Here is a 3651-nt window from a genome sequence, read left to right on the forward strand (position 1 = left end):
CCATGGAGCCAACCGGTAGACATCCGGGCAGATCGGTCCCGGGAATGGGCAGGGGACGCGGGCGGCTTCCCGTTGCCAGGACCAGTTTATCATACCCGATCTCACGAGGTTCCTTGTTCTTTTCCTGGACAAGAACCTTTTTATGCTTGCGATCGATTTTGAGAACCGTTGTCTCGGACAGCACATCCACGCCCTTGGCCTGTTTGAAAAAAGGCTCGTCGCGCAGGGCATGGAAACTCGTGGTCCGAAGCTGCTTGGGATCACTCACATCCCCGGAAACCAGGTAGGGAATACCGCACCCGCCATAGGAAAAGATCTTCTGGGAATCTATCATGGTCACCCGGGCATCGGGCTGGACCCGTTTGAGCCGGCAGGCCGCCTTGGGCCCCAGGGCGACACCGCCTACTATGACTATGTGTTGGGACATGGGTTCTCCTTGATGTAGTGCGCAGTTCGCAGTGCGCAGTACGCAGTACGCAGTGCAAAAAAAAGTACGCAGTTTGCAGTGCGCAGTACACAGTGCAAACAAGTACGCAGTGCAAAAAAAGTACGCAGTGCACAGTGCGCAGTGCGCAGTAACGGCAAAATGCCAATATCTACTTTGTGTTCCTTTGTTGGAATATTACTATTGAAGCATCTTTGTTTTGCGTCAAATCTGTTTTTAACATTTTACTGTAATTGCTGATAAGTCCTGAAAAAGCTGTCATTTTTTGTTTTTTTCTGTGCACTGCGCACTGTGCACTGCGCACTAACCATGCACTGCGCACTTCAGTTATTCTTCTTCTCTACCCAGATACGCCTCGATCACCCGCGGATCCTGCTGGACCTTGCGGGGGGTGTCCTCCAGGAGGAGCTGGCCTTCCACCAGGACCAGCACCATATCCGAGACCGTCATGACCACGTCCATGTCGTGCTCGATGATCAAAACGGTCAGTCCGGTATCCTTTCGCAGGGCGAGCAGGAGTTCGGCCAGCTCCTGGGATTCCTGGTTGTTCAGTCCGGCAGCGGGCTCGTCCAGAAGAAGCAGTTTCGGGTTGCCCATCATGGCCCGGGCGATTTCCAGCCTGCGCTGGTCACCGTAGGATAATTCGTCCGGCGCGAGCCCACTCTTTTCCTCCAGGCCGACCAGGGCGAGATAGTCCCTGGCCTGGTTGATGATCGATCGTTCGACGGGTCCGCCTTTTGGCCGGACAAGCGACAGGGGGGCCGGCCGATACCAGGCGTTGGAACCGATGGTCACGTTTTCCAGACAGGAGAGTTCGGGATAGAGGCTCAAATTCTGGAAGGTGCGCATCATGCCGAGTCTGCTTCGGTTCTGGGGGGGGGGATCTGGTTATGGTGTGGTCGGCAAAAAAAATGGACCCGGAGCTGGGAATAACGGTTCCTGAAATGAGATTGAACAGGGTGGTCTTGCCGGCACCGTTGGGGCCGATCAGCCCGGTGATCCGACCCTGGGGGATGGAAAAGCTCACCTCCAGAACAGCCTGGACACCGCCGAAATTCTTACTCACCTCTTCCAGGGTCAGAAGGGGGGGGATGGTCTGTTCGTCCATGCTTATCGTTCCCATATCTTGTCGTATCCCTTGCCCAGATAGGCCCGCTGGACGCCTTTGTGGTGCAGGAGTTCCCGGCCTTCTCCTTCCATGACGATCCTGCCTGTTTCCAGCACATAGGCCCGGTGGCAGATCTTGAGCGCGGCCCGGGCGTTTTGCTCCACGAGCAGGACACTCAATCCCTGATCCTGGTTGAGGGCGACAATGGCCTTGAGGATTTCCTGGGAGAGCAGGGGGGAGAGGCCCAGGGAGGGTTCGTCCAGTAAAAGGATCCTGGGATTGGACATGAGGGCGCGGCACAAGGCAACCATCTGCTGCTCGCCACCGGACAGACTGGATGCGGGTCGGGTCCAGAATTTGTTCAGGATGGGAAATTGTTCCCTGAGCCGTTCCATATCACTCTTGATTTTGGATCGGTTTTTTCTGGAATAGGCTCCCAGGGCAAGATTGTCCTGTACGCTCAGCGCACCGAACAGCTTGCGCCCTTCCGGGCATAGAACCAGCCCGGATTGAAGACGTTTTTCCGTGGGTATGCGCGAAATATTCTGGTCACTGAATTGAATGGAGCCGGATCGCTGTTCGAGCAGCCCGACCAGGGTCTTGAGCAGGGTGGTCTTTCCTGCGCCATTGGCCCCGATAACCGCGACGATTTCGCCGGGAGAGAGATGGAGGGAGACAGTCTTGAGGACATGAATCCGTCCGTAATAGGTTTGCAGGCTGCGGACGTTGAGCATGTTAGATTCGGTTTTACGTTTTAGGTTTTAGGAAGGCGGTTTTACGTTTTATGTTTTAGGTTTTAAGTTTGGAATCATTTGCTTTTTTAAATGACTCGACTTTCTGAGTTAACCATTAGTCGTTAATAGTTTGTTTTCATTGGTAATAAACCCTTTTTCGCTGACGAAATTATCCATATTTTCTTGAACTATCTCCAAGATTATGCTGAGCAGATTTGCTGGTAGATCTTTGATTTTATGGATATTTTCCACGACTATGTCGAGAATTCTTCCGAGCGCCTCAATCAACGTACAATCTGCAGCCTCTTGGCAGAAGTGGTGAAATAAAATTCCCAGCGTTCTGGGATCTTCTGTCCGACGTTTTTCTATGCAGAGAAAAATATACCTGGTCATAACAATGCTGGTATGTGCTATAAGCGCATCGAAATCTCTGCTCTGGCATCCTTTTTCCAATTCAAGATGCTGTTTGGCTGTACGAAAGAAGACTTCGATATCCCAACGCCGACCGTAAATGCGAACTATTTCATCATCCGGAAGGTTTTCATCCGTACACAGCAATGCCAGCCAATCTTTTTTGCTTCGGTTGCGGACGAAAACCAATTTGGCTTCGCCCCCCTCTTTCATCTGAACTTGTGCATTTGCGAGAATTTTTGCTCTTCCCCTGCGTTTTCGGATTTTACGGTAAATTTGGATCGCGTTGAGTTCTTGGCCCTCGAAGATGTAATGAATTTTCGGAGTTCGTTTGACCATACAGATGACATGCAAGTGCTCGCGTGCCTTGGCAATCAAGGAAGGTACTCCGAACCAGCTATCCATGAGAACATATTTGGCATTGATTCCAGCGTGTAGTGCCCTCTCAATCATGGGGGTAATCAAATCTGTAGCTTTGGTTACAGACTCCTGTCGTCGTCTGGCACCACACGTTCTCTTATCCAAATTTTTAGCAGCCTCTTGATATCGATGTTTCTTTTTTCTCGATGAAAGTAGTGCGAAATCAAGCGGTAACAGTGTCGACCCGTCAGACCAAGCCATGGTGAGCATTCTGAAGCCTCTCAGATACCTCCCTGTTGTGTGATCAAAAACTTTGGCCAAGAGTTCGACATTTTTTGACCGCGGACGTGATATCGTTGAATCATCAAAGATAAGCACAGGATCACGATCTTTATTTGTCAGTTCATCAATCATTTCATATGATTGAAAGCCTAAAGTCAAAAGGAATCTTCTCCAGCTAAAACGACTTGAACGAAGAAAATCATATATTGCATCTTTACTGATTTTACGTTCGGGATTGATGACGATATTCCTGTAGAGATTTGACTGCAAAAACTCTCTACTATAACGAAAAACTACTACCTGTACTATTT

At 50.4% G+C, this 3651-nt stretch carries 4 protein-coding genes and 1 pseudogene; all 5 read right to left on the bottom strand.

From position 1 onward, the window contains the following. On the bottom strand, window positions 1-427 hold a 427-nt coding region (locus tag ACY692_RS14510; RefSeq protein WP_462326093.1), incomplete at its 3' end, for an NAD(P)/FAD-dependent oxidoreductase. Between the two features lie 345 nt (window positions 428-772). Continuing rightward, window positions 773-1045, bottom strand: coding sequence for an ABC transporter ATP-binding protein C-terminal domain-containing protein (locus ACY692_RS14515; RefSeq protein ID WP_462326096.1), 273 nt, complete (start codon window positions 1043-1045; stop codon window positions 773-775). Between the two features lie 18 nt (window positions 1046-1063). Next, window positions 1064-1568: pseudogene (locus ACY692_RS14520) on the bottom strand (ATP-binding cassette domain-containing protein); the annotation flags it as partial. After that, on the bottom strand, window positions 1556-2287 hold the full coding sequence (locus tag ACY692_RS14525; RefSeq protein WP_462326094.1) for an ABC transporter ATP-binding protein: 732 nt from the start codon (window positions 2285-2287) through the stop codon (window positions 1556-1558). The gene ACY692_RS14525 and the pseudogene ACY692_RS14520, both read right to left, overlap by 13 nt. 108 nt (window positions 2288-2395) lie before the next feature. Next, the coding region (locus ACY692_RS14530) for an IS4 family transposase (RefSeq protein ID WP_462326095.1) at window positions 2396-3651 on the bottom strand (1256 nt) is incomplete at its 5' end.

This window comes from Desulfoplanes sp. (assembly GCF_054921335.1).